The following is a 25,799-nucleotide window of genomic DNA, read 5'->3' as shown; positions in this document are numbered from 1 at the left end:
AGTAATATACTGGGAGGATTTTCATGCAAAAAACAACCATATTAACTTAATGTTAAATAACTCTCCTTTCATTTTTTAATGTTATAAAACAAATAATAGAAGCCAATATTGTCATTCCCATTAATATATATATCAATGTATTGAAAGCGTCATTATAAATAGTCAGAATCTCCTGATCAGAAAAATGAATAATCAGACTTCTGGCATTGTCAAAATTACCTGTTGTCAAATTACTTGCCGCCGTAGAAATCACTTTGGTGGGCTGTTGTGAAACTTGCTGTAAACTTATTTGTAGTAAAAAATTCAGCATTGCTAATGCTCCCGCAACGCATATGGCCTCACCACAAGCTCGCATAGTTGTGAAAATCCCTGTTGCCATTCCTGCCCGTTCTATAGGCACTACCCTAATAGCAAGATCATCCATCAATCCCCACGGAAAACCTGCACCAACACCTATCAACATCAATGGCAATATTAACTCTGTCGGTTGTGTACCAACAGGTATTTTTGCTAACCATGCTAATCCTGCTACTGCACATAACAAACCCAAACATGAAAGTACCGGCGATGAAAACCAGCGCGTTAACAAAGCCGAGAAAAAAGGAACAATAAGCATGGGTGCTGACAATGCAAGCATTATTTCGCCAGCTTCAATTGCACTGTAGCCCTCAATACCAATTAATCGAATTGGAAACAAAATCAGCAAAACAATAAAACAAATCGCAGTTGCCAGTGGCAAAAGCTGTACCCCAACAAACTTTTTAAAACGGAAAAGAGACAAATCCAGCATTGGGCGAGTATGCGTTAATTCGCAAATAATAAAAATACACAACATCATGACGGAAGCAGCAAATAGTAAAATAACAGAAACGCTTCCAAGACCACTTTGTGGAATTTGCATAATACCAAATGTTAATAACACTAAAAATGCAGTGAAACTAATTACCCCTTTAATATCGAGTTTTGCTGCATTAGGATCCCGTGACTCACGCATTTGGATACAACCAATTACCAATGCAATTCCTCCAAACCAAGCCCCCAGTAAAAATACAGATCTCCAACCAAATATCTCTATCAAAGCACCTGATATCACCGGCCCAAATGCTAAACCCACACCAAAAGCAGTCCCTAACAAACCAAAAGCCTTTGTTCTTGCTCTTCCATCAAATTCCTGTGCTAAAGCGGCATTCCCCCCCGCCATAGTCAGTGCTGCGAAAAAACCTTGTATTCCACGTAATAAATCAAGATAAACAACACTATTGGCAACAGTAACAAGAAGAGAGAATAGTGTGAAACCCGTTATACCGCTCACAAACATTTTCTTGCGTCCATATTGATCAGCTAACGCTCCTGCTGCCATTACAGCACTACCAAAACTTAATGCGAATGCATTAATAACCCAAGATAATGCAATTGCACTCCCTCTCAACTCAGATTGAATCGCAGGTAAAGCTACAGCTGGTCCCGTATATTCAAGAGGTAAAATCAGCCCGGCAATACAAACAGCAGCCAATACCCAATACCGACGCCATGACTTTTTCGCCATTTGCGATCTATGCCTCCACAAAAGTTTTTAATAGCTTTATTTTACTTCTATACCATCATAATAATATTGCTATATGTTCAAATGAAAATTGTGGAAATAGCATGAATCATGATCTGGCACTCTGGCATCTTTTTTTTCGAATTGTCGAAAAAGGAAGCCTGATAAAAGCAGCAAAAGACTTACGATTAGATCCCTCTGTTGCTAGCCGACGTTTAGCTGCTCTTGAACAACAGCTAAAGGTTCAATTAATTAATCGTTCAACCAGAAAATTAAGCCTGACAGAAGCAGGTGAGTTAGCTTATTTCCGGATGTTACCTTTGCTTAATGAAATAGATAATACATTGAGTGATATCAGCGGTAATGCATTATCTGGAATAATTAAGATTACTGCTCCGGTGAGTTTGGGAGAACACTACGTCACACAATGGTTAACCGTATTTCAACATAAAAACCCAGACATTATATTTGACATAGTACTTTCAGATAGTTGCCTGGACCTCCGGCAGGAGGGGATTGATCTCGCGATCCGAATTGGCGAATTACCTGACTCAACCCTAATCGCTAAAAAATTGGGAAATATTTCTGGAGTATTATGCGCCAGCCCTAAATATCTGGAAAAGTATGGAACACCAATGTATCCACAGGATTTAACGAAACATAAGTCGATTATTTACTCACTACATCAAAATATCCATCCAACCAATCTTCAATTATCCCGCAATGAATTAATCGAACGAGTAGAGTTATTCGGTAGTTTTTACCTTAACAATGTAGGAGCAATTTATCAGGCTGTATGTGATGGAGCCGGTATCCATGCAGGACCAAAGTGGTTATTCAATAGTGCTATCAAAGATGGAATATTAATCCAATTATTACCTGACTGGACTCTCCCTTCACTACCGGTTCATCTTTTAAGAGTACAAAATAGCTATGTTCTCAACCGGATATTAATATTAAGTGACTGGATAACGGAATGCTGGAAGCAGGTCGATAATATATAATAATATTCGATAGACACCCTATACTAATAGACTGTTACTTTTAAAAGAACGTATTAATTTTCATTCCTTTTTATTATATATTCACCATAGAATAATTAAATATAAACTTATATAAAAATAACATATCAATCAACTCTAAATGAGGTTGTTACCTATGATTATTAATGATAAGTCAAATGTATCTCAGGTTGTTAATACAATTGATGATTTATCACTCATACACGAATGTTATCATTGCATACTGGGAATGAAAAGAAACGAAAAACTCACAAATATAAATTGGTTTCACTCAAGTGATATCCCTCTTTCAATATTACAAATACATATAGTTGACTTACTTCTCTCAATGGAGAAAAGTAAGTATAAAAAGGCTAAATCACTCATCGAAATACTAGAAAAAATAAGCGAAAAAGAATCGGATAAACGCGCTGATTTAATAAACTCCGGGATAATTTCTTTAATTAATGAAAATTATTATCAGGCCAGAAATTATTTCTATAAATGCTTACTAAAAAACCCTAAAGATATATTCAGTTTTTATACATGTCATATGATTGAGTTCAACAATGGTATGACCGGAACCATGCTTGAAACGCTCAGTCTTGTTAACAAGCACTGGGAGATTAGCGATGAGTTTTATAGCTATTTCAAAGGTATTAAAGCCTTTATCCTGAATGAAAACGGGTATCATGATGAGTCTTATGACAGTGCAGCCAGTTCACTGAAAATAAATAGTTTCGATATTTATGCTATTCATGCTATCTGCCACTATTTTTATGATAAGAAATTATTTCATGAGGGAAAGGAGTGGATGGATGAAATGAAGGACATTTGGCATAACAACTATGGCATGAGAATCCACCTGTTCTGGCATTACGCAATGTTTCTCATGGAAATTAACGAAATTGATCAGGCATTAGATATATACCATCAGATTCGTCATAAAAATGACAAGTATGGACTTGAAGATTTAGACGCCACTTCTTTATTATTTAAAATGAAATTCACGCACGGAAGGGACGATCAATATATACAAAAACATGCAGATTTACTTTTTGAGTCATGGAATAATAAAGATGAACTTGGTTTTTATTTCTTCAATGATTTCCATGCAGCGTTAGTCTTTGGCATTAATAAGCGATTCGATATGATAGATTTCTTGATTGAAAAAACAGAGAAAAGTAACCCGATAGGCTACTATAATACAAAAATAAATATCCTTGAATCGATAAAAAATTATAGTCAGGAAAATTATAAAAATGTAGTCTTACTTCTGCAAGAACCTATGAACTATCAATTCATGGGAGGGAGCCGAATTCAACGAATTATTATCAATGAGATATTTAATGATGCGAAATTAAAGCTGGGAATAAAAAATAAACTTCGAAATATCTTATTGCCTTCTGAAATATAATTATATTTCTTTATGTGATTACGGCATTTACTAAACAAACCTTGGCCATATAGTTAATTATATGGCTAAGTTAATTTATCTGACCAGTCAAATAATATTAAACGTTAAAAAGATAGATTACTTATCATTAAATTACATTAACGCCTAATAATCCTCATCAGAGATAGTCTTTCCTCTTTGTTTTTTATGATGATATTGCTATGCTGAGTTGACTAACGTCAATAATATAATGTAATTGATATAAAATCAGACAAGAACATAGTTCATTATTATCATTTCTTAACGAAAATATTAAGTGAGAAAACATCACAAGGCGATAATAAGTATGACAACAAAACCAGATGATTACTCAAGCTACATTAAGTTAACTATTGTTTCCATTATATGGGGCGGAACGTTCATAGCAGGAAGGTTTATCTCCTCTGATACCAGTTCGTTATTATCAGCTACAGTTAGGTTTATCTTTGCAGCATTTGTGCTAATGATGATTATCGCTTTTTCTAAAAAAGGATTTATCAAAATCAATAAGTCACAAATGGCAAATATTGTCATGCTGGGTTTCTTTGGTATTTATGTCTATAACCTTTGTTTTTTTTATGGCCTGAAATATATCGATGCATCCAGAGCTTCTCTGATTGTCGCAATAAATCCCGCAGTGATAGCAACAGTCTCGTATTTTTTGTTTAAGGAAAAAATGTCCACCATAAAAACTATCGGGATTTCATTCTGTTTGTTTGGTGCCGGGATCGTTATTGTCGGAAACAATTTATCATCATTATTGAGTAATAAAGGTAATATAATTGGTGACATCTCTATTTTAGGATGTGTCATCAGCTGGGTGATTTATAGTGTTTTCGGCAGGAAAACAATCAATGAAATTGGTGCATTATATACTGTCGCTTACTCCGTCATTGCGGGTGCAATAATGTTAACAATAACAGCGTTCGTGACGGGTGATATTAACTCTACTGCATTAGTTTCTTTATCCATGAGCGATTTGATAAGCCTGACATATTTAGGCGTCATCGGATCAGCTATTGCGTATGTTTTATACTATGATGGCATTGGTAAGATTGGCGCCACAAGAGCAGGTGTTTTTATTGCATTAAATCCACTGACAGCGATATTGGGCGGAGTACTCTTTTTACAGGAAACGTTTACTGTATCTATATGTATTGGTGGCATTTTCATTATTGCAGGAATTTTTATGACTAATAAAAAGATAACAAAATAATATACGGCTAAAAAACCATATTGGGATATATACCAACGAATTTCGATACAACCAGCAAAGAAGCGGTTCAGAAGACAGTAGATAGCAAAATTTAAGATAATATATGAATCAGATTATTACCATCTTATGGCCATTATTTGCACTGATACTATTAGGCTTTATTCTAAAGCGTGATACCTCGTTTAATCCTTTATTCTGGCAAGGAGCAGAGAAACTTAATTATTTTCTGCTTTTTCCTGCTTTATTAATCAATAGCCTGGCAACTGCGTCTTTAGATAATCCTCAGTTACCACAGCTATTTTGGGCCATTCTCGCTGTAATTAGCACCGGTTTAATGGCATTAATAGTCATTAAGCTTTTACTCAAATGGCCAGCGCAACGTTTTGGTGTTTATGTACAGGGGTTATTGCGTTTCAATACTTATCTCGGATTAGCCATCACGGTAGATATTTTCGGCTCTCATGGGATCGCTGTAGCGTCGCTGATCCTCGCTATCTTGGTTCCTCTTTGCAATGCAATTTCTGTGTTTGCACTAACACCAGATATCAAGACGTTATCAGTTAAGCAGTTTGTCATGATAATTACTAAAAACCCTCTGATATTAGCCTGTTTCATTGGGATAACCCTCAATCTGACTAATATTGGCTTGCCTTACGGCTCAGGGCAATTTTTAAAAATTCTGGCAGGGGCGAGTCTTCCTCTGGGGTTAATTTGCATCGGCGCATCGTTGCAGCCATCAATGCTAAGAACAGAGAAAAAACCAATTATCATTAACAGCCTGTCCAGATTATTACTGATGCCTTTGGTGGCCGGCATTATTGGCTGTTTATTTCAGCTCAATGTGTTGGAAATCAACTTACTGATTCTCTTTTTCGCCATACCCACTGCACCGACAGCTTATATTTTAACCCGCCAGTTAAATGGAGACAGTCAGTTAATGTCAGCGATTATCACGTTGCAAACAATGCTTGCAGTAATTACATTACCTATTGTATTAGGTTTGAGATTCGACTAATTGATCGATTGACTAGTTTACAGAATGGAAATTTGATTTGGAGCGGGAAACGAGACTCGAACTCGCGACCCCAACCTTGGCAAGGTTGTGCTCTACCAACTGAGCTATTCCCGCATTATTGATGGTGAACCAGAAATGCTTTAATTTGAGTCTGAAATTACGGTAAACACCCGTAACTATCAACTTCCTGCATCTCAGGAACGCGCGCTATTATGAACGCCTCAGATAAAGATGGCAAGCCATTTACCCAGACATCAACACTAACCGCTCAAAAGACATTCAAATCTGTATATACCGCATACTTTGCATATGTTTATAGAACGCTGCCATTGCAATATGGTACATTACGTTATCTAAAAATTAACATAATATATACAATTAACCTCTAATAAGATTTGTACTTGTCGGAATAATTTGCTGGAAATAGATTAGATCCATTTTTAGTCGTATCTCAAACGGTAATGCTCTTAAGTAAAGGCCGAATTATATGACTCTATACTCTCCACCTAAATTTGTTACTGGCAATGACGCGCTTGTCGATCTTCTTCTCGCTCAGGCGGAACTGGATAAAAGCCATAATCTCAATACAGCAGGATTTGTTTCAGGGTATCGAGGTTCACCATTAGCCCGCTTGGATCAGGCATTATGGCAAAGTGGGAAAAAACTGGCTCAGGCTAATATACGTTTTCACCCTGCAATCAATGAAGATCTTGCAGCGACTGCGATTTATGGTACTCAAAAAGTTGAATCTGACCCCGACCGCAATGTTACCGGTGTTTTTAGTATGTGGTACGGCAAAGGGCCGGGGGTTGATCGCGCCGGAGATACGCTCAAGCATGGCAATGCCTATGGTACTTCACCCAATGGTGGAGTACTGGTTATTTTGGGCGATGATCACGGATGCGTATCTTCTTCTATGTCACACCAATCTGATCTCTCGCTGATATCATGGGGTATGCCGGTCTTACATCCCGCTTCGGTGTCTGACTACCATGATGTGGGGTTATGGGGCTGGGCAGCCTCCCGTGTCAGCGGAACATGGGTTGGGTTCAAAGCAATCAGTGAAGTCGTGGAAAGCAGTGCTATCAGGGGAGAGAAAACTCTTCCTGAGTATAAGATACCGGAAATAGATCCCGGGCCGAACGGGTTACACTGGCGCTGGCCGGACCTTCCCAGCCCTTTGATAGAACAACGGCTGGTCTATAAACTGAAAGCTGTTCAGGACTTCGCCAGACTCAATCCGATAGACCAGCTCATCGCACCATGCCAACATCCGCGAGCCTTATTAGTTACCGTTGGTAAAGCTCATCAGGATGTTCTGGAAGCGCTGCGCATCGGAGGCCTGTCACCTGCTGAGCTGGCAAAAAACGGCGTTGCGCTTCTCCATATTCGACTGGTTTATCCTTTATCACCACTTCTCAGCGAGATGGCATCACAGGTTTCTGATATTTTTGTCATTGAAGAAAAAAACGCTGTTGTTGAACTGCATCTCGCGCAGCATCTCATTAATTTGCCACGACAAATTAATCTGATTGGGAAACACGATCATCTCGGCAACAAGCTAGTCTCTACAGATATGGAGTTACGCCCTTCCCTGCTTGCTCCTCTTCTGGCAGATTGGCTAAAAAAATTCGACTTATTTCTTTCTGTCCCTTTGGAATGGACTGTCCAGACGACATTACACGATATCACGCTTCCCAAACGGACACCTTATTTCTGCGCTGGCTGCCCCCACAGCACTTCAACCCGTCTGCCTGAAGGTAGTCAGGCACAAATCGGTATCGGATGCCATGTAATGGCAGCATGGATGGATCGTAGTACGGGTTATGGCCTGACCGCGATGGGGTCAGAAGGAGTTGACTGGATAGGCCATTCCGCTTTTATCAATCGCTCCCATGTATTTCAGAATCTGGGAGACGGAACTTACTTCCATTCAGGGCATTTAGCCATTCGTCAGTCCATCGCTGCTGACAGCAACATCACCTATAAACTGTTATTTAATGACGCCGTTGCAATGACAGGCGGACAGGCACTTGATGGCAATATAACGATCCAGCAAATTGCCTCTTTAATACTGGCTGAAGGGGCGAAAGAAGTTGTAGTCGTCACCGATGACCCGGATAAATATAAAGGCCAGAATAGCCTCCCTGCCGAAGTCAAAATTTATCAGTCGGATTATCTCGAAGATGTACAGAAACGTCTGCGAGATATCAAAGGCGTGACGGTCATCATCTATGAGCAGGTCTGTGCAACAGAGTTACGTCGTAAAAGAAAAAGAGGATTAATCCCACAGGCAAAAAGGCGGGCGGTGATTAATGAAGCCGTTTGTGAAGGTTGCGGTGATTGCCAAATTCAATCCAATTGTCTTGCTGTTGTTCCGATTGAAACACCGCTGGGCACTAAACGTGCGATAGATCACCATGTCTGTAATTCAGATCTATCCTGCCTGAAAGGCTTCTGCCCCAGTTTTATTACTATCGAAAACGCCAATCCAGTTCAGGATCCCGGTACAATAATGTCGCAGGAAGAAATTGATAACTTGCTGATTAAACTACCTGAACCAACGATAAAAATGGCAGAAGCTCCCTTTGAAATTTTATTAGCGGGGGTCGGAGGAAACGGCATCATTACTACTGGTCATATGCTTGGTCTTGCTGCCGAAATAGAAAAATATGCTGTTAATCTGCTTGATTTTACAGGCTTCGCTCAAAAAGGGGGTGAAGCAATGACCCATATTCGATTGAGTCAGAATGCCGAACAATTGCATCAGGTCAGAATTGATCGAGGACGTGCAGATCTTGCTATTGCGGCTGATTTAGTCACTGTCACAGGGCAAAACTCACTGGAAGTAATGTCAAAATCAAAAACCAGTTGTGTACTGAATACCCATGAGACGCAAATCGGTGCCATGCTGAGAAATCCGACACTCAATTTAGATCAAAGCAGAATACAGGATACTCTCCGCCAGCACTGCCGGACATTACAATCCATTGATGCCGAGCAGATTGCTGCCGAATTGGTTGGAGACAGAAATCAAACTAACATTGTTTTAATCGGCTATGCTTGGCAGCTTGGTAAAATCCCAATCAGTCTACGCTCTATCGAGCAGGCCATCCAGAAAAGTGGCATAAAAAATCATGTCATAGAGAATGCGCGACGCGCTTTACATATCGGTAGAATTGCGGCCGTACAACCAGATATCCTGAATAATTCTCTACATGTTGAACCGAAACAAACCATCAAGACACTGGATGACCTGATTTTACACCGATACCAGCTTCTGGTTGAGTATCAGAATGAAAGATATGCACTGCGTTATCTCAGCCGTATTGCTCAAGTCCAACAAGTTACACAGCAAATTAATGCCGAAGAACTAACGAAATCTATCGCAGAAAACTTATTCAAACTGATGGCCTATAAAGACGAGTATGAAGTTGCCCGCCTTTACGTCAAAACCGGGTTCTTGGATAAGCTCCGTTCACAGTTTGATAAGACGGATAAGATTCGCTTTCACCTCAGTGCACCGTTTTTTAATCGTAAAGATCCCAGAACCGGTGAAAGAGGAAAACGGGAGTATGGCTCCTGGATAATTCCTGTTTTTCGTTTTCTCGCTGCCTGTAAGCCATTGCGCGGTACTATTTTTGATATCTTTGGTTATCAGGAAGAGCGGAAACAAGAGAGGGATTTACTCTCCGAATATGAACAATTAATTGATTTACTCATAGAAAAATTAAATAGTCATAACATGGAGATTTGTCAGAAGCTCGCTGTTTTACCCGATCAAATCCGTGGTTTTGGGCATGTGAAGCAAAAAACGATAAAAAACATGCAGGAACGCAGAGAAATACTGCTAAAAGAACTTACTGAAAGCACTTATTGAAATACATATTCAAAACAGATGGATATCACTGGCTACGGTGATATCCATCTATTTTATTATTTTCAGGGAATGGATTATATCAAGTCCCGAATTTATTAATATAATTCTCACAATCTTGCCCTGAAACATCTTCTAACAAATTATTGCTATAATGTACGCCATTAAAACTCTTACCTTTTGATGTTTTTATACTTTTTTTAGCTGGTTTATGACTAATATTTTCATCTTTTTGCTGGTCTAACAAAGAATTCAGTTTGTTAGTTAATTCCTCATTTTCCTTTTTCAGCTTGACATATATACTCCCGGCTTCTCGCATGCTTTTCTTAAACCGACCACATACTTTAATGTATTTTTTATAAACTTCCTCTGCTTCTTCCTTGTATTTCCCATATGAATCATTAAATTTTTTTCTTAATTTAATCTCATGAAAACTACGTTCTAGCTTTTGATATGCTTTAAACACTCCAAGTTTATTAGAAAAAGCAGAAAATTTAATGACAACGGGTCTATTTTTATCAATTAAATTAATGTATATTTTTTTTCCAAGTAACAAAACATCATCTATTTCATTGAAATAACCTGAGAAGATAATTTTATTACTTTTATTTTCTTCTATGATTAAATTATCTTCAGTGAGATTAGTCTTTAATTTAAAAATATAATTATCGAATTCATAACTGTCACTTTTATTAATTTCATTCATAATTATTCCTCATTTATTTCCTGATGCCAATCAAATCTATTTTCTAAAAATCGATATAAATTAGATAGGTAATCACTTTGCTTTAAATTAGAAAGTTTAACTATATGAATGATACTTTTAGATATAACTGGTTGTAATGTATCTAATAGTATCGAAAGGGGCAGCATATATCTGAAAAATATTTATATCCGTTGCGCTATTTGACCACCCGTTACCAAATAAATCAATCAAAAGCTGTTTGTCAAATATTCAGTAATAGATTGGGTAATCACAAGAGCTAAAATCGGTAGGTAATCAGGATTTTGTGGAGTAAAACAAATACTCTACAGTTCACAAGAGTGGATTTGCGTAATAAAAACAAAAAAAGCGCCGAAAGGCGCTTTTTTCTATGACTTGCAGATTATTAAAATCTGCCGTCCTGAATTTGGAGCGGGAAACGAGACTCGAACTCGCGACCCCAACCTTGGCAAGGTTGTGCTCTACCAACTGAGCTATTCCCGCATAGCTGATCCGCTATTTTAAAAATAAAGACACTCAACCCATTGATTAGGTTAATGTTTTGTCTTTAACGGCATCAAGATGGGCGCCATTATGAACTTCTTTAGTAAAGATGGCAAGTATTTTACAAGCCATAAAACATCAAGTGCTCAAAATACATGCTATCAGACGCTAGTAAACACCACTAATGCCTTAATCAGCACTCAACACCTGCGCATTTTCTCTTTAATCAAAAGCAAAAAGACATGAATTGTGTAGCCTCTTGACTAAAATTTGACATCACATTAATCTAATATTCAATTATTAAATTGAATGATTTTTGTTTATATCCCACACTGCTCTTTATCAAACACAAACTTTCATACCGAACAAACAAAGTACAGCTATATTGAGGAAATCCACCGTGAATAACATGGCATCAGAGAAAATAAATACAAAAGCCTCACCAGAAATATCAGATAAAAAACATCGTGATATACCTCTCTCCATCTATTTGCTCGGATTGACGATATTCATCCTGAATACTTCCGCGTTTATGGTTGTGGGCATGATGCCATCGTTAATGGATGCGTTTGCCGTTACAGTCACAGATATCGGCTACCTGCTTTCACTCTACGGAGTAGGAATGCTTATCGGCGGACCGATATTGACAACAGTATTTGGTGTACTTCGAATTCCCAACAAGCAAGCGCTGCTTTGGATATTAACGCTCTATAGTATCGGAGGGGTCATAGCTGCAATTGCCGGAAGTTATTATGTTATGGCTATCGCCCGTGTTATTACCGGTTTTGCAGGATCTGCCTGCATCGGCATCGCTTTGGCAATCTGTGGTGAAGTTGTTAAAACAGAAATAAGAGGAAGAGCCTCATCGATTGTATTCACAGGCATGATGCTGGCAAATGTTCTGGGTGTCCCCGCAGCAATCATGATCGATCAGTATTTCGGCTGGCGTTTCAGTTTTTGGCTAATCGTTATCTTCACCATTATTTGTACCTTGATTTTATGGGCAATGGTGCCACTTTCACGCAATGCTGCCAATATCCGTATCAGCGAGCAACTTGCCTCATTCAGAAATGGGAAACTCTGGGCAGCTTATGCATCAAGCGCTCTGATTATTGGCGCATCTTACGCTGCTTTCAGTTATATCTCTGTTATCCTGACTGAAATCACAGGATTATTACCCGCTATCATTCCTATTGTTCTTGGCTTTTACGGCGTTGCGAATGTCATCGGTACTTCGATCACAGGTCGTTTTGCTGATCGACACACCTTTGCGGTACTGACAATCGGGATAAGTATACTGACAATATCGCTGCTGATATTCGCGCTTTTCCCGGAAAACCGCTATATCAGTGTGATCGCTTTTCTAATTATTGGCATTGTAGGTGTCTCTATGAGCCCGGCACTGATTACACGGGTTATGCGCGTGGCAAATGCAGGCCCTTTGGTTAACAGCGTCCATGTCTCTTTCATTAATAGTGGTTCTGCCTTTATCTCATGGGCCGGGGGATTAAGCATTGCTGCCGGATATGGATTAATATCACCACTTTGGATTGGCTTAACTCTGGCTATTGTTGCTTTACTTTCGCTTACGCCGCGTAGTGTCAGAACTGCAATGACATTGCCCTGAACAAAAAATTTATTTAAAAGCAGTGTGTATCAGGAGTATTGTCAGAATTCGGAGAATGGTAAGAAATTTAGGGTTGACTCTGATAAAAAAGATTTGGAGCGGGAAACGAGACTCGAACTCGCGACCCCAACCTTGGCAAGGTTGTGCTCTACCAACTGAGCTATTCCCGCTTAATTTTGGTGTGCTGTACTTTCGAAATTATTCATCGGTACGGGGAGCGCATTATACAAATAATTCACCTTCTGGCAAGTACCAAGACGAAAAAAAAACGAATTTTTCCCTTAATTGATTATTAAACCAACAAATCATACGTAATTTGTGATCACAGCTATAGATGAAAAGCACTCAGATCTATTTTAAATTGCTAGCGATAAACGTTGATTAAGTGGGGTTTCAGACCCACTTAATCAACTCATGTCAGCAAAATACCGCCATTTATTTCTGAATAAAATGCTCGCGGTAGTAAACCAGTTCCGCAATTGACTCCCGGATATCATCCAGTGCCTGATGAGTATTTTTCTTGCTTAAGCCAGCCAGCATTTCTGGCTTCCAGCGACGGGCCAATTCCTTAAGTGTGCTGACATCCAGATAGCGATAGTGAAAATATCTTTCCAGTTCAGGCATATAACGGAACAGAAAACGACGATCCTGACCAATGCTGTTACCGCAGATAGGGGATTTTCCTGCCGGAACCCACTGTTCCAGAAAGGCAATCGTCGCTTTTTCAGCTTCAGCCTCACTAAACGAACTCTGTTTTACACGCTCCACCAAACCACTGCCAGTGTGAGTCCTGACGTTCCACTCATCCATCAGGGCCAGTTGCTCAGCTGGCTGGTGTACCGCAATAACCGGTCCTTCTGCAAGAATATTCAGCTCTGAATCAGTCACTATTGTTGCAATTTCAATTATGCGATCGCGCTCGGGATCCAGACCCGTCATCTCTAAATCTATCCAGATAAGATTGTTCTCACTTTTTGACATGATATATCCTAGGTTCCTTTAAAACAGGTAATCTGTATCAGAGGTGTATCATAGCGTTTTTGATCACCCACAGCGATAACCAGCAAGATAGATGAAATAAGTGAGGTTCGGTGGCTAAAAGTAAACTCTCCAAAGGGCAGCAACGCCGTGTGCAGGCCAATCACCAGCGCAGGCTAAAACAGCCGCTCAGCAGGAATGACGCCCAAAAACCAGAACTGGACGACAGCCAGTTTGGTGAGCCACAAGAAGGGCTGGTTATCAGCCGATTCGGGCAACATGCAGATATTGAGGCCGCAGACGCCTCCATACAACGCTGTAATATCCGCAGGACTATTCGTTCACTGGTTACCGGTGATCGTGTCGTATGGCGTCCTGCCTTACAGCTCCAGTCAGATGTTAAGGTCAATGGGATCGTAGAAGCGGTTCATGAACGTACTTCCGTGCTCACTCGTCCTGATTATTATGATGGTATCAAACCGATTGCCGCTAATATCAACCAAATTGTGATTGTTTCCGCTATCCTGCCTGAACTCTCACTGAATATTATCGATCGCTATCTGGTAGCATGTGAAACACTCAATATTGAACCCTTGATAGTGCTTAATAAAATCGATCTTCTGGATGAAGAAAGTCGTGAATGGGTCAACGGTGTCATGGATATTTACCGCCATATCGGGTATCGGGTGCTGGAAGTTTCCAGTCACACCGGAGAAGGCATTCCTGAACTAGTCCAATTACTGGCTGATAAAATTAGTATATTCGCCGGTCAATCAGGGGTCGGAAAATCCAGCCTGCTGAACACCCTGCTTCCGGACAACGAAAACACCATTCTGGTTAATGAAGTCTCAGATAACTCTGGCCTTGGTCAGCATACGACGACAACAGCACGCCTCTACCATTTCCCACAGGGAGGAGATGTCATTGATTCTCCCGGTGTCCGGGAATTCGGCTTATGGCATTTGACGCCAGAACAGGTGGTACAAGGGTTTATTGAATTTCGGGATTACCTTGGAAGCTGTAAATTCCGCGATTGCAAACATCTTGATGATCCCGGTTGCGCGTTACGCGATGCACTGGAACGAGGGGTTATTGCAGAAGAGCGCTTTGAAAACTACCACAGGATCCTGGAAAGCATGGCTCAGGTTAAACCACGCAAAAATTTCACTGAAGGTCAAAAATAAGGCAATAATTAGCAATACGTTGCCCTGACATTCAAGATAAGGGCAGGTAGAATAGCGGACTTTTGCCCAATTTTCCTATAAGACATTGGCCGATAAAACACTTCAAGAGGTTGACGTGCTGGATAATATTAAAATCAGACTACAATATTTACTGCCAAAGCAATGTATTACTCACTTAGCAGGCTGGTTCGCCAATAAAAAAGCAGGCTGGTTGACACAGCTTGTCATTAAGGCTTTTGCCAAAGTTTATAAAGTTGATATGAATGAAGCCCAGAATCCATCTTTTCAGGCTTATTCAACCTTTAACGAATTCTTTGTCCGGCCATTAAAAGAGGACATTCGTCCCGTCGTCAATGAAACACACCTGTTGGCACTGCCCGCAGATGGAGCCGTCAGCCAATTGGGTGCCATCCGGGAAGAGCAGATTATTCAGGCTAAAGGTCACTATTATACGGTAGAAGCACTGTTGGCCGGCCAGCACCAACTTGCTGAGCAGTTCCGTAATGGCCAGTTTGTGACGATTTACTTATCACCGAAAGATTATCACCGTGTTCATATGCCATGTGACGGCGTATTGAAAGAGATGATTTATGTTCCCGGCGATCTGTTTTCAGTCAACCCGCTGACTGCCGCCAATGTACCGAATTTGTTTGCACGTAATGAACGTGTTATCTGTATGTTTGATACAGCCTTTGGCCCAATGGCACAAATTCTGGTTGGTGCCACAATTGTGGGTAGTATAGAAACTGTCTGGAGTGGCTGTGTTACCCCACCACGCGAAGGGATTATCAAACGCTGGGTCTATCCGGCAGAAGGCGAAGAAGGGGCTGTTACTCTCAAGAAAGGAGAAGAAATGGGCCGTTTCAAACTGGGTTCAACCGTAATCAATCTGTTTGCCCCTAATCAGATTCAGTTTGCCAATAACTTATACAGTGGTTCACAAACCCTGATGGGTGGCCTGCTGGCACAAACTATCTCAAACGATGAAGAGCATACTGAGCACACAACTGACGATGTTTCCGTGAATCAAAATAGCGCCAGTTAATTTATTACCAAGGAGCCCCTTATTGTGCGCCTGATTATCAGTTTATTTCTTAGCCTGCTTATTGCGAATCTGGCTTTCGCCTCCACAACACAGCTGGATGAAAACCAGCTTAAACAGGAGCTGAAACAGGTTGAAGGCAGTAAAAATCCGCAGGACGCTGAAATTGCGCAAGCACTGCAAGGGGCTATCACTTGGATTAGTGACACAAAATCCTCCAAGGAACGGATTGCAAAATATCAACAGTCAATTGATGACTTCCCAAAATTAATCAAAGAATTACGTCAGAAAATACTGGCAACCAGTGAACCACCTCCTGCTATTCAGGCTAATCAGGCCATCAGCAGCCTGGAACAGCAGATTATCCAGCTGAACAGTCAATTACTGGAGCAGGAACGGCAGTTACAACAAGAACAGGAGAAAATCCGGGAGATTAGTGAATCCGTAAATCTCATGCCTCAACAGCAAACAGAAGCAAGGCGCTTGTTAGCTGAGGCAACTTCCCGGCTTCAGTCATTAAATACACCTTCACCGGGACTGAGTGAAGCACAGTTAACGCTTGCTCAGGCAGAAGTGAATGCCCGCAAAACTGCGACCAGTGAACTGGAGATGGCACAACTTTCTGCCAATAATCGGCAGGAGATTGCCCGCTTACGAGCAGAATTATTTAAAAAACGCTATCAAAATCTGGATATTCAGCTCCAGCAACTTCGTAGCCAGTTAAACGCCAAGCGGCAGCAAAAAGCAGAGTCAGCTCTTGAGCATACTGAAATGCTGGCAGAACAGAATGGTGGAAAACTCCCTCAGTTTCTACTGGATGAACTTCAGCAAAACCGCCACCTTTCACAAATGCTCAATCAGCAAACTCAACGCATGGATTCCATTGGCTCTCAGCAACGCAAAGCTGCCGATGATATTCTGCGGGTACGTCAGACCCTTAATACCATCCGCGAACAGGCGCAGTGGCTGGGTGATTCAACAACATTAGGAGCCGCGTTAAGGGCACAGTTAACCCGCATCCCGGATGTCCCGAAATCTCAGCAGCTAGACCGAAATATAGTTGAATTACGGGTTGAAAGGCTAAAATATGAAGAAATGCTGGAACACTCTCAGCGGGAAAGCGAACATACTCCTATTACAAATAGCAGCCTGACGCCAACCCAAAAACAGGTTTATGATTCCCTTATCCGTACCAGAAAAGAGTTACTTAATTCCCTGCTTTCCGGTTATGACAGCGAAATATTGGAATTAACAAAACTCAAAGTTTCTACCAGCCAGTTAAATGAGGCATTGAAAGAAGTTAAGGATGCCACACACCGCTATCTGTTCTGGGTAGCAGATGTCAATCCCATTTCACTGAATTATCCTCTGTTGGTTGTACGAGATTTAACCCGATTACTCTCTCTGGATACAATTTCCCAATTAGGAATTGCAATCCATGTGATGCTGACAACGCAGGATACCTTGCTTTATCTGCTGGGTACGTTGTTGCTGGTGATATTCAGCATCAGTTCACACCGCCAGTATCACGCTTTCCTTGAACGCTCCAGCAACCGTATCGGAAAGGTGACACAAGATCACTTCTCCCTGACCATAAGAACCGTGTTCTGGTCTGTTGTAGCGGCTTTGCCTCTGCCAATGCTCTGGTCAGCGATTGGCTACGGCCTGAAAAACGCCTGGCAGTACCCAATGGCAACCGCTATCGGTAATGGTGTCAGTGAAACAACGCCTATCCTATGGATTTTCATGCTCAGTGCAGCGTTTGCCCATCCGAATGGTCTGTTTATTGCTCATTTCCGCTGGCCGGAAGAACGCGTCAAACGGGCAATGCGCTTTTATCGGGTATCAATTTTCCTGATTGTGCCATTGATGATGGCGCTAATTACCTTTAACAATTACAGTGATCGTGAGTTTGGTGCAACCCTCGGCAGATTATGTTTTCTAATGCTCTGCGTCTCGCTAAGTCTGGTCACAACCAGCCTGAAACGGGCTGGTATTCCACTGTACATGGATAAACATGGGTCAGGTGAAAACGTTATCAACTCTGTTTTATGGTGGATACTGCTCTCTGCACCAATTCTGGCCGCGCTGGCTTCTGTACTGGGTTATCTGCAAACTTCGCAGGCCCTGTTAGCGCGGTTGGAAACCTCCGTTGCCATCTGGTTCTCCCTGCTGGTCATCTATCACATAACCCGCCGATGGATGTTAATCCAGCGTCGTAAAATTGCGTTCGAAAGGGCAAAACAACGCCGGGCCGATATCCTTGCTCAACGCGCTAAAAGTGAAGAAGATTCCAGCAATATTAACAGTAGTGTTGAAGGGGTGATTGAAGTTGAAGAGCCAGTTATCGATCTGGATGCAATCAGTGCCCAGTCTTTAGGTCTGGTACGCTCCATCCTGACGATGCTGGCACTGGTTTCACTTATCCTGTTATGGTCAGAACTACATTCTGCGTTCTCTTTCCTTGAAAATATCCGGTTATGGGATGTCACCACAAGCATCAACGGTATTGATACTATCCAGTCAATCACTCTGGGTTCTATCCTGATTGCCATTCTGGTCATTATTATTACGACTCAGCTTGTCCGTAATCTCCCTGCATTACTGGAACTGGCACTGTTACAACATCTGGAACTGACGCCCGGTACAGGCTACGCCATCACCACATTAACCAAATACGGTATTACGCTGATCGGCAGTATCGTCGGTTTCTCATTAGTGGGTATTGAATGGTCAAAACTGCAATGGTTAGTTGCAGCAATGGGGGTTGGGCTTGGTTTTGGGTTACAGGAAATTTTTGCCAATATTATTTCCGGGCTGATGATCCTGTTCGAAAAACCAATCCGTATTGGCGATACCGTCACTATTCGCGGGCTGACCGGTAGCATCACAAAAATTAATACACGGGCAACTACTCTGACTGACTGGGATAGAAAAGAGATCATCGTTCCCAATAGAGCATTTATTACTGAACAATTTATAAACTGGTCATTGTCTGATACCATCACCCGTATTGTCCTGACGATCCCTGTTCCCGTAGAGACAGAATCTGCGAAAGCAACAGAGATATTACTGACCGCAGCAAGACGATGCCCGTTAATTATCGATAATCCGATGCCTGAAGCCTATCTGGTTGACCTGCAACAAGGGATTCAGATTTATGAACTGCGAGCTTATGCCGCAGAAATGGGGCATCGTATGCCTGCTCGTCATGAAGTACATCAGTATATTTTGCAGGAATTCCATAACCACAATATCACCCTGCCATTCCCTCCATTTCAGGCTCGTGTTGATATTTTCGGACAGGAGATCCGCAGTGCTACAACCAATACATCAGGTCGCAATCTTCCACGTAAACCGGGAGATCTATAATTTAATTTAGGGAAAAAGAGAACAAAAATATGGTAAGGCGCATCCCTGTTCAGATAAGTGGCTTACTGGCATTAAATGGTGTTTCTATTCTGGGAAACACCATCACAGAAATCGCTATTCCTTGGTTAATTCTGGAAATATCAGGCAGTCCATTACTGGTTGCTGCTGTGATGTCAGCCAAAATGCTGCCATTAATATTATCTGTTTTTTTCAGTGCACAGTTAGTTGATAGATACGGCGCATTTCGGATCTCAGTATTATCGGATTTAGTTAATTTCCTGAGTGTGTTATTAATCCCTGTATTCTATACAATGGATATTCTTCACTTTTATCTTCTAGCTATTTTATTAATATTTTCAACTATTCTGGATGCACCAGGGCGTCTGGCAAAAGATATTATGCTAGCAAAGGAAATAAAACTGCATAAAAGAGAGAATGAATTAATCAATGGCATAAATAGCACCATTGAAAATATTTGTGATCTTGTTGGCCCTGCTGTTGGCTCACTCATTATCGCCATGCTTGGTACAATCAACGCATTATACTTTGATGCGGTCAGTTTTTTAGTTGTTGCCCTTGGTATTATTATTCTGAAAAAACATTTTTCCGCTGATATAAACCAGATAACGGAAGCCCCTTCTCTGCCACATCATTATTTCCTTGAAGCCTTGCGCTACATTAAATCAGAGAAGGAACTGTTTTCTGTACTCATCCTAAGTTCAATTATCAATTTTGTTATCACCCCATTCCTGACCGTTTACCTGCCTTACGTCAATAAAACCGAATTTAATTCCGTTATCAGTCTTGGGGTTTCAATGACATGCTTTGGTATAGGCACTGCTCTTTCCTCTTTGCTGTACGGTATCTATGGAAAATACTTTTCCAGCCACCGGATCCTTCTCTCCGGCTACAGCCTGCTTGGGTTATGCTTCCTGTCTTTATCTCTATTCAGTGGGCAGTATGTTTTGTTTATCCAGCTTTTTACCATCGGCTGTGGCATTGGTTTTGCTGCGCCAGTAGAAATTACGTTGATTCAACGCAAAGTACCTGAAAATCTGTTTGGCAGAATAATGACCCTGTTTACCTCTACCCGATTTATTAACGTTCCTGTCGGGTATATCTCTTTCGGTGCTGTGCTGGAATCCAGCATCGCCCAACAAACACCTATTATTATGGCGGTAATAGTATTAAGCGGAATATTAGTTTACTTGCTTCTGCGAGGAAGAAGGGAAAATTAAAAATCAGGTAACGATGACAGAATAAGATGATTTTTTATTGATAAGAAAACGCTGTTATAAAATCATAAGCAGCGTTTTGATAGTTTTGGCAAACTAAAGAAAAAGATCAAAGAGATATTACTATATTAACGCAGTCCCTTTGGGTCAGCGCCGTATTCATTACTACCTTCTGTACCTTCCAGAAGAGTAAAGATAAATACAACAATACCGCCAATCGGGACAAAAACCAGTAAGAACCACCAGCCAGAGCGATCAGTATCATGCAGGCGACGTACCGTTACTGCCAGTGACGGAATAAAAGTGATTAACGCATAGAGGACAACTAATATAAGTCCGATGGTCTCACCGAGAATTGCACCTAATATGCAAACGGCCAAAAATGCCAGCATATTGAGAAAATAAAACATCCAATATTCTTTACGACGTGCACGCCCGGAGAAATCAGCGTAATTTTTTAAAACCTGAACATACCAATTCATAATATTACTTCTTTAAAAGAAAATTTAATAAAACAAAAGGAGACAAACTATAAAGGATGCGAGATTTTATACTCAATTATATTTTAAAGTCCACACATCGCCCTTAAAGGAATAATATTAAACAAACCATGTAATTCTCAGATATTTAATCAATAAAATCTGCCCAATATAAAATAAAACGTAATTTCAATATATATTCGTCTACTTCATATCAAAGTTAGCCATCAATTGATCAGAAAAAAAAAGCTAATTAATGCAGCATTAACCGACCATAAAATAATATTTTCATAGCATGCTTATAATTAATTAAATCATCAAAAAAAGGAATGGTGCCTCTGAAAAATACTCTAATCAGTTATTAATCATCGCACAAAGGCAAAAAATGCGGTTACACCAGTCACGCCATTTACATAAATTTAACAAAACCCTATTATGTCAGCTTAAATAATAAACATATTCTTATCGTTCGAGATAATATGAAAACCTTATCCGACAGGCCATGGCTACTAATAACTTTTTTCCTGATAGCAAATCTTTTCTCTTCAATTGCCGTTGCAATAGGAATGTATCTTATTCCGTGGTATATCAGCAATAATGCCGGGGATCCTTCTTCTCTGGCAACAACTGCCATGTTTTCTGCTGTTTTAGTACTTTGTCTGACGCCTTTTATTGGCAGAATAATCGATTCTTTCAACCGAAAATCAATTCTGATGTTTATCACCATTGCGGTTCTGATACTTTTTCTGTTTCTTTCTCTCTCAGGTAGTACATTTTCCAACCAATTATATGCCCTAATCTGTGCCTATATCTGCATTCAGATTTATTTCGCTGTTTTCTATTCAACCCGGCAGGGATTTATTAAAGATGTTTTTCAGGCCAGTGAGCTGTATCGTATTAATGCCATTCTTGAAATAGAAGCCCAGTCTTCGACACTCATTGCAGCATTATTAGTCGTTACCTTTTCTGGTTCAGCCAACATTGATATTTTTATGCTACTGGCATGCATGGCGTTTATTTCCCTTATTATACTCGCAGTAATCCCTTATACCGCCAGAAATATCAAACCTGGAAGAGCACCTGAATCTCAGCAATCTACGCTTCCTTTGTCATTTTTAAAAACTGACTTATTTTGCTATATATCAATGGGCGCAATTCCCTTCATTTGCATCATGACCATCAATATCATACAACCCCCATTTATGGATAGTGTGCTTCAGCAACCTATCAGCTCTTATGCTACTTACGGGATTATCTATGGCTGTGGTGCCATTCTGGTTGGTTTTATTATGGGAAAAATATCCAATCGTTATCCTCAACGCAATCTGGTGCTAATGTTCACTCTCACTTTTACGATAGCGCTCGGTATAATCGCTCTGTTTCCAACTCTTGAAGTGATTCTGATATGTGGTTTTTTCCTCGGATTCAGTAATTCAGCATCACGGATATCAAGCAACAACCTTATTCTACAGGAAGTTGATTCTGAGGTAATTGGCCGGGCATTTTCATATGGGCAATTTTTCGCACTGTGCGGCAGGATCATTGCGACAGGGCTTGTTCCACTAATTTTTGTTAGTGATTACAAATTAGTATGGAATTATGTCTTTGCTATCAGCCTTATTGCACCAGTCGTGTTGTTGGTCAGGCGATATTTAGATCAGGTAGAACCCAGTGAAGCACGATAATAAGTGAGTTTATCGCTCAGGCTGGCAGCCACAGGATTCACCAATTTGTAATTCAAACTCGAATTCACACTCCTGTGCCCGGCCATTCCATGTTCTCAATATGTTGATAGCTGTTTGTGCCATCTGATCAACCGGCTGGCGAACAGCAGTCAAAGAAGGCACATTATATAAAGATTGCTGAGTCGCATTGAAACAAACTAACGCAATATCGGCTGGCACTTTTATTTTATGTTCGGCCAGTGCCCGTAAACAACCGAACGCCTGCAACTCATTGGAAGCAAACAAAGCCTGAGGCAACTTCCCTTTCAACATTCGTAGCGTCGCTTCATAGCCTCCCAGCCGGGTATAATCTGTAGAGAAAATCCATTCTTTCTTTATCGCCAGATTGGCCTGTTCTAACGCATCTCGCCAGCCGGAAAGGCGATCTTGTGTGTTTAGCATACTAAGAGGCCCACAAATAATGGCAATATCCCGATAACCATGCTCAGTCAAATGTTGAGTCACTTTAAATGCGGCAATCCGTTCATTGACCCGGATTGCACTGACATTTGAATCAGCATAAACCCAATCGAGCATCACGCAGGGAGTTCCACTGGCCTGAATCAAATCAATATAAGGATGACGATCCACGCTAGTGTACAGTAAACCATCAATTTGACGATTCAGTAGATTATTAATCAGCTCCTTCTCCCGGATTCGATTATCACCTGAATCTCCCGGCAGCAGTACCTGACCATGTTTAAAAGCCTCCAACTGCAAGGCATGAGCTACCGAAGAAAGGAAAGGATTGGATATATCCGGCAAAATCAGGCCATAGGCATGAGTTGAGCCAGAAACTAGCGCCTTGGCAATATTATTCGGGCGATAACCTGTTTTTTTTATCGCAGCCAATACACGCTGACGAGTTGCTTCTGCTACGGGGCGTGGGCCATTGTTAATAACATAGCTGACAACAGCTACCGAGGTTCCGGCTTCTTTCGCAACATCGCTGCGTGTGACTTTTTTCAAGCGGGCATTCATATAACTATACTAGTTCCATCATATTGGATTGCAGGGTATTAAATTGCATCTTCAAGTAAATTCAAATCTCTGCCACGTGTTTCAGGTGCAAAAAATGTCGTAATAAACCCGATCCCTGCCATCACTGAAAAATAACATGCAATGGGCCACCAATGACCACTAAAAGAGAATAAAGCGGCTGCAATCAGTGGTGCTGTACCACCAGATAATATCGCGCCTAATTCTTTCGCAAATGCCATTTTGGAGTAACGATTGGTGACACCAAATAGTTCAACTCCCCACGCAGCCTGTACACCAAAAATACCGAGTGAAGCCAATCCCATTCCTACAACAATAGTCAGAATAACGACGATAGGTTCACGACTTTCCATCAGGTAAAAAGCAGGAAATGCATAAAAAATCAGTAATAGACAAAACCAGCGATAAGTAATACGGCGCCCAAAGCGATCAGAAAAATAACCTGCCAGAGGAATAATGATAAACCCCAGAACTGACGCTATAAGTACAGAAATTGTGGGAATAAATTTATCCATCGCCAGTACATTTGCAACATAACCAATGATAAACCCCTGAGCCAGATATGACGGCCCATTTTCGCCAATGCGCAACCCTACCATTAGCCAGAATGCCCGGGTTCTCTGCCAAAAACAGCGCTCACGCCCAGATATTTTATCTTGCTCTTTTTCAGTTAATACCCGACCTCGTTCTTCTGTCAGCATTGCTTTATAGCGTTCAAAAACCGGCGTTTCACTCATATAGCGGCGTATGAATAATGCGGCTAGTGCAATCAAAAAGCTACACAGGAATGGAATACGCCATCCCCAATCCAATAAACTCTTTTTATCCATCGTCAAAACCAGCAACCAGACTAGTGATGCCAGTAACGTTCCACCATTAGAGCCAAGAGCAATAATGGATGAAACTAAACCTCGCTGCTTAGGTGGAGCAAATTCCCCCAGAATGACAGTACCGCCAGATAATGCTGCACCTGCTCCTAATCCCTGTATAAATCGTAAAATCACCAAAAAAATCGGGGCCCAAACACCAATATGTGCATAACTGGGAATTAAGCCAATTAATGTCGTGGAAACTCCCATCAGCATGACAGTCATAACCATGACGAATTTACGACCTTTCCGATCACCCATCCAGCCGAATACAAGCGCTCCAATAGGACGGGCAATAAACCCGACAGAATAAGTGGCAAAACTGGCTAATAACGCCATTGTCGGAGTCACTTCCGGAAAGAAAATATCAGCAAAAATGATACCAGCAGCTAAACCGTAAAGTGCGAAATCGGCATATTCCATCGTCGTACCGAACCAACAGGAAAAAATCGCTCGCCGAAACCCTTTTCGCCCTTCCGGTGTAGCCAGACACGCTTCAGAAGCATGTCTTAACTCAGTGATAACTGGCTCCGTATTTTCATACGGCATAACAATGTATTCCCTGAATGTTGGAACAGTGAATTTTTAACTCCAACATAATATGTCTGACAATATTATTTTTATTCATCGATTATTTTCACACACCAGAATATCTACTCGCGTAGACTGTAAAAATACAGGAATTTAATTATTGAACTTCAGCAACAACTATCATAGAAAATTCATTGATTGTAATTAATAAATTTTGAAACATGATGATTAAAAAACCCCTATATCTACACAGTACACTTTCATTACGATTCATTATTAAGATAAAAATCACATAGCAACTTGAAATATAAAAAATTAAAAACAAATCCACAGTAATAATATAACCATAAAACCAAATGATAATATTTGTGATAATAAATAATAAAATTATCATATTTAAAAATAGTATTGCTAATTTTGTCTTTTAAATATAAAAACAGCATCCAATCGGATGCTGTTTTTATA

17 protein-coding genes and 3 tRNA genes are annotated in these 25,799 nt (G+C 40.6%); 11 read left to right on the top strand and 9 right to left on the bottom strand.

From position 1 onward, the window contains the following. Positions 1 to 52: 52 nt before the first annotated feature. Positions 53 to 1,546, bottom strand: a complete 1,494-nt coding sequence (locus tag AACS90_RS00915; RefSeq protein ID WP_099119981.1) for an MFS transporter — start codon at positions 1,544 to 1,546, stop codon at positions 53 to 55. Positions 1,547 to 1,647: 101 nt separating this feature from the next. On the opposite strand from AACS90_RS00915, the gene AACS90_RS00910 reads away from it, so the two are divergent. From AACS90_RS00910 to AACS90_RS00895, 4 genes are all read left to right on the top strand, one after another. Further along, positions 1,648 to 2,547, top strand: a complete 900-nt coding sequence (locus AACS90_RS00910) for a LysR family transcriptional regulator (protein WP_099119980.1) — start codon at positions 1,648 to 1,650, stop codon at positions 2,545 to 2,547. Positions 2,548 to 2,701: 154 nt separating this feature from the next. Beyond that, positions 2,702 to 3,961 (top strand): hypothetical protein, encoded by a 1,260-nt coding sequence (locus tag AACS90_RS00905; RefSeq protein ID WP_099119979.1) that lies wholly within the window; start codon positions 2,702 to 2,704, stop codon positions 3,959 to 3,961. A 325-nt stretch (positions 3,962 to 4,286) separates the two neighbouring features. Then, on the top strand, positions 4,287 to 5,195 hold the full coding sequence (locus AACS90_RS00900; RefSeq protein WP_099119978.1) for a DMT family transporter: 909 nt from the start codon (positions 4,287 to 4,289) through the stop codon (positions 5,193 to 5,195). 103 nt (positions 5,196 to 5,298) lie between these two features. Beyond that, positions 5,299 to 6,210: an AEC family transporter gene (locus tag AACS90_RS00895; protein ID WP_099119977.1), complete on the top strand. Its 912-nt coding sequence runs from the start codon at positions 5,299 to 5,301 to the stop codon at positions 6,208 to 6,210. Between the two features lie 38 nt (positions 6,211 to 6,248). Here AACS90_RS00895 and AACS90_RS00890 read toward each other — a convergent pair. After that, positions 6,249 to 6,324: transfer RNA gene (locus AACS90_RS00890), tRNA-Gly, on the bottom strand. Between the two features lie 373 nt (positions 6,325 to 6,697). Between AACS90_RS00890 and AACS90_RS00885 the strand changes: the two genes are divergently transcribed. Continuing rightward, positions 6,698 to 10,090, top strand: coding sequence for an indolepyruvate ferredoxin oxidoreductase family protein (locus tag AACS90_RS00885; RefSeq protein WP_099119976.1), 3,393 nt, complete (start codon positions 6,698 to 6,700; stop codon positions 10,088 to 10,090). A 79-nt stretch (positions 10,091 to 10,169) separates the two neighbouring features. On the opposite strand, the gene AACS90_RS00880 is transcribed toward AACS90_RS00885, so the two are convergent. After that, positions 10,170 to 10,793, bottom strand: a complete 624-nt coding sequence (locus AACS90_RS00880) for a hypothetical protein (protein WP_099119975.1) — start codon at positions 10,791 to 10,793, stop codon at positions 10,170 to 10,172. 425 nt (positions 10,794 to 11,218) lie between these two features. Beyond that, positions 11,219 to 11,294 (bottom strand) — tRNA-Gly (locus AACS90_RS00875). 409 nt (positions 11,295 to 11,703) lie between these two features. Between AACS90_RS00875 and AACS90_RS00870 the strand changes: the two genes are divergently transcribed. Next, positions 11,704 to 12,921 carry an MFS transporter gene (locus tag AACS90_RS00870; RefSeq protein ID WP_241538159.1) on the top strand — a complete coding sequence of 406 codons (1,218 nt, stop codon included), beginning with the start codon at positions 11,704 to 11,706 and terminating at the stop codon, positions 12,919 to 12,921. Positions 12,922 to 13,015: 94 nt separating this feature from the next. Here the strand turns inward: AACS90_RS00870 and AACS90_RS00865 are convergent. Both AACS90_RS00865 and orn read right to left on the bottom strand, forming a co-directional pair. Next, a tRNA-Gly gene (locus AACS90_RS00865) sits at positions 13,016 to 13,091 on the bottom strand. Between the two features lie 265 nt (positions 13,092 to 13,356). Beyond that, entirely contained in the window at positions 13,357 to 13,902 is a 546-nt protein-coding gene (orn, locus tag AACS90_RS00860; protein WP_099119974.1) for an oligoribonuclease, read from the bottom strand. A 110-nt stretch (positions 13,903 to 14,012) separates the two neighbouring features. On the opposite strand from orn, the gene rsgA reads away from it, so the two are divergent. From rsgA to AACS90_RS00840, 4 genes are all read left to right on the top strand, one after another. Beyond that, positions 14,013 to 15,083 (top strand): small ribosomal subunit biogenesis GTPase RsgA, encoded by a 1,071-nt coding sequence (rsgA, locus tag AACS90_RS00855; protein ID WP_099119973.1) that lies wholly within the window; start codon positions 14,013 to 14,015, stop codon positions 15,081 to 15,083. Between the two features lie 115 nt (positions 15,084 to 15,198). Next, positions 15,199 to 16,128, top strand: coding sequence for an archaetidylserine decarboxylase (gene asd, locus AACS90_RS00850; RefSeq protein ID WP_099119972.1), 930 nt, complete (start codon positions 15,199 to 15,201; stop codon positions 16,126 to 16,128). A 24-nt stretch (positions 16,129 to 16,152) separates the two neighbouring features. After that, positions 16,153 to 19,497, top strand: a complete 3,345-nt coding sequence (gene mscM, locus AACS90_RS00845) for a miniconductance mechanosensitive channel MscM (protein WP_099119971.1) — start codon at positions 16,153 to 16,155, stop codon at positions 19,495 to 19,497. A 29-nt stretch (positions 19,498 to 19,526) separates the two neighbouring features. Continuing rightward, positions 19,527 to 20,735 carry an MFS transporter gene (locus tag AACS90_RS00840; protein ID WP_099119970.1) on the top strand — a complete coding sequence of 403 codons (1,209 nt, stop codon included), beginning with the start codon at positions 19,527 to 19,529 and terminating at the stop codon, positions 20,733 to 20,735. Positions 20,736 to 20,860: 125 nt separating this feature from the next. On the opposite strand, the gene AACS90_RS00835 is transcribed toward AACS90_RS00840, so the two are convergent. Then, a complete protein-coding gene (locus AACS90_RS00835) occupies positions 20,861 to 21,214 on the bottom strand; it encodes a DUF805 domain-containing protein (RefSeq protein ID WP_099119969.1) in 354 nt (117 codons plus the stop codon). A 476-nt stretch (positions 21,215 to 21,690) separates the two neighbouring features. Between AACS90_RS00835 and AACS90_RS00830 the strand changes: the two genes are divergently transcribed. Beyond that, positions 21,691 to 22,896 carry an MFS transporter gene (locus AACS90_RS00830; protein WP_099119968.1) on the top strand — a complete coding sequence of 402 codons (1,206 nt, stop codon included), beginning with the start codon at positions 21,691 to 21,693 and terminating at the stop codon, positions 22,894 to 22,896. Positions 22,897 to 22,905: 9 nt separating this feature from the next. Here AACS90_RS00830 and AACS90_RS00825 read toward each other — a convergent pair whose 3' ends face one another. Together AACS90_RS00825 and AACS90_RS00820 are read right to left on the bottom strand one after the other, a co-directional pair. Next, positions 22,906 to 23,916, bottom strand: coding sequence for a LacI family DNA-binding transcriptional regulator (locus AACS90_RS00825; protein WP_099119967.1), 1,011 nt, complete (start codon positions 23,914 to 23,916; stop codon positions 22,906 to 22,908). Positions 23,917 to 23,954: 38 nt separating this feature from the next. Beyond that, positions 23,955 to 25,352: an MFS transporter gene (locus AACS90_RS00820; protein WP_099119966.1), complete on the bottom strand. Its 1,398-nt coding sequence runs from the start codon at positions 25,350 to 25,352 to the stop codon at positions 23,955 to 23,957. Positions 25,353 to 25,799: the final 447 nt, after the last annotated feature.

The organism is Xenorhabdus sp. KK7.4 (assembly GCF_963876465.1).
Taxonomy (GTDB): Bacteria; Pseudomonadota; Gammaproteobacteria; order Enterobacterales; family Enterobacteriaceae; genus Xenorhabdus; species Xenorhabdus stockiae.
The sequence above is the reverse complement of the archived record's forward strand: the minus strand, read 5'-3'. Positions and strand labels throughout refer to the sequence as shown.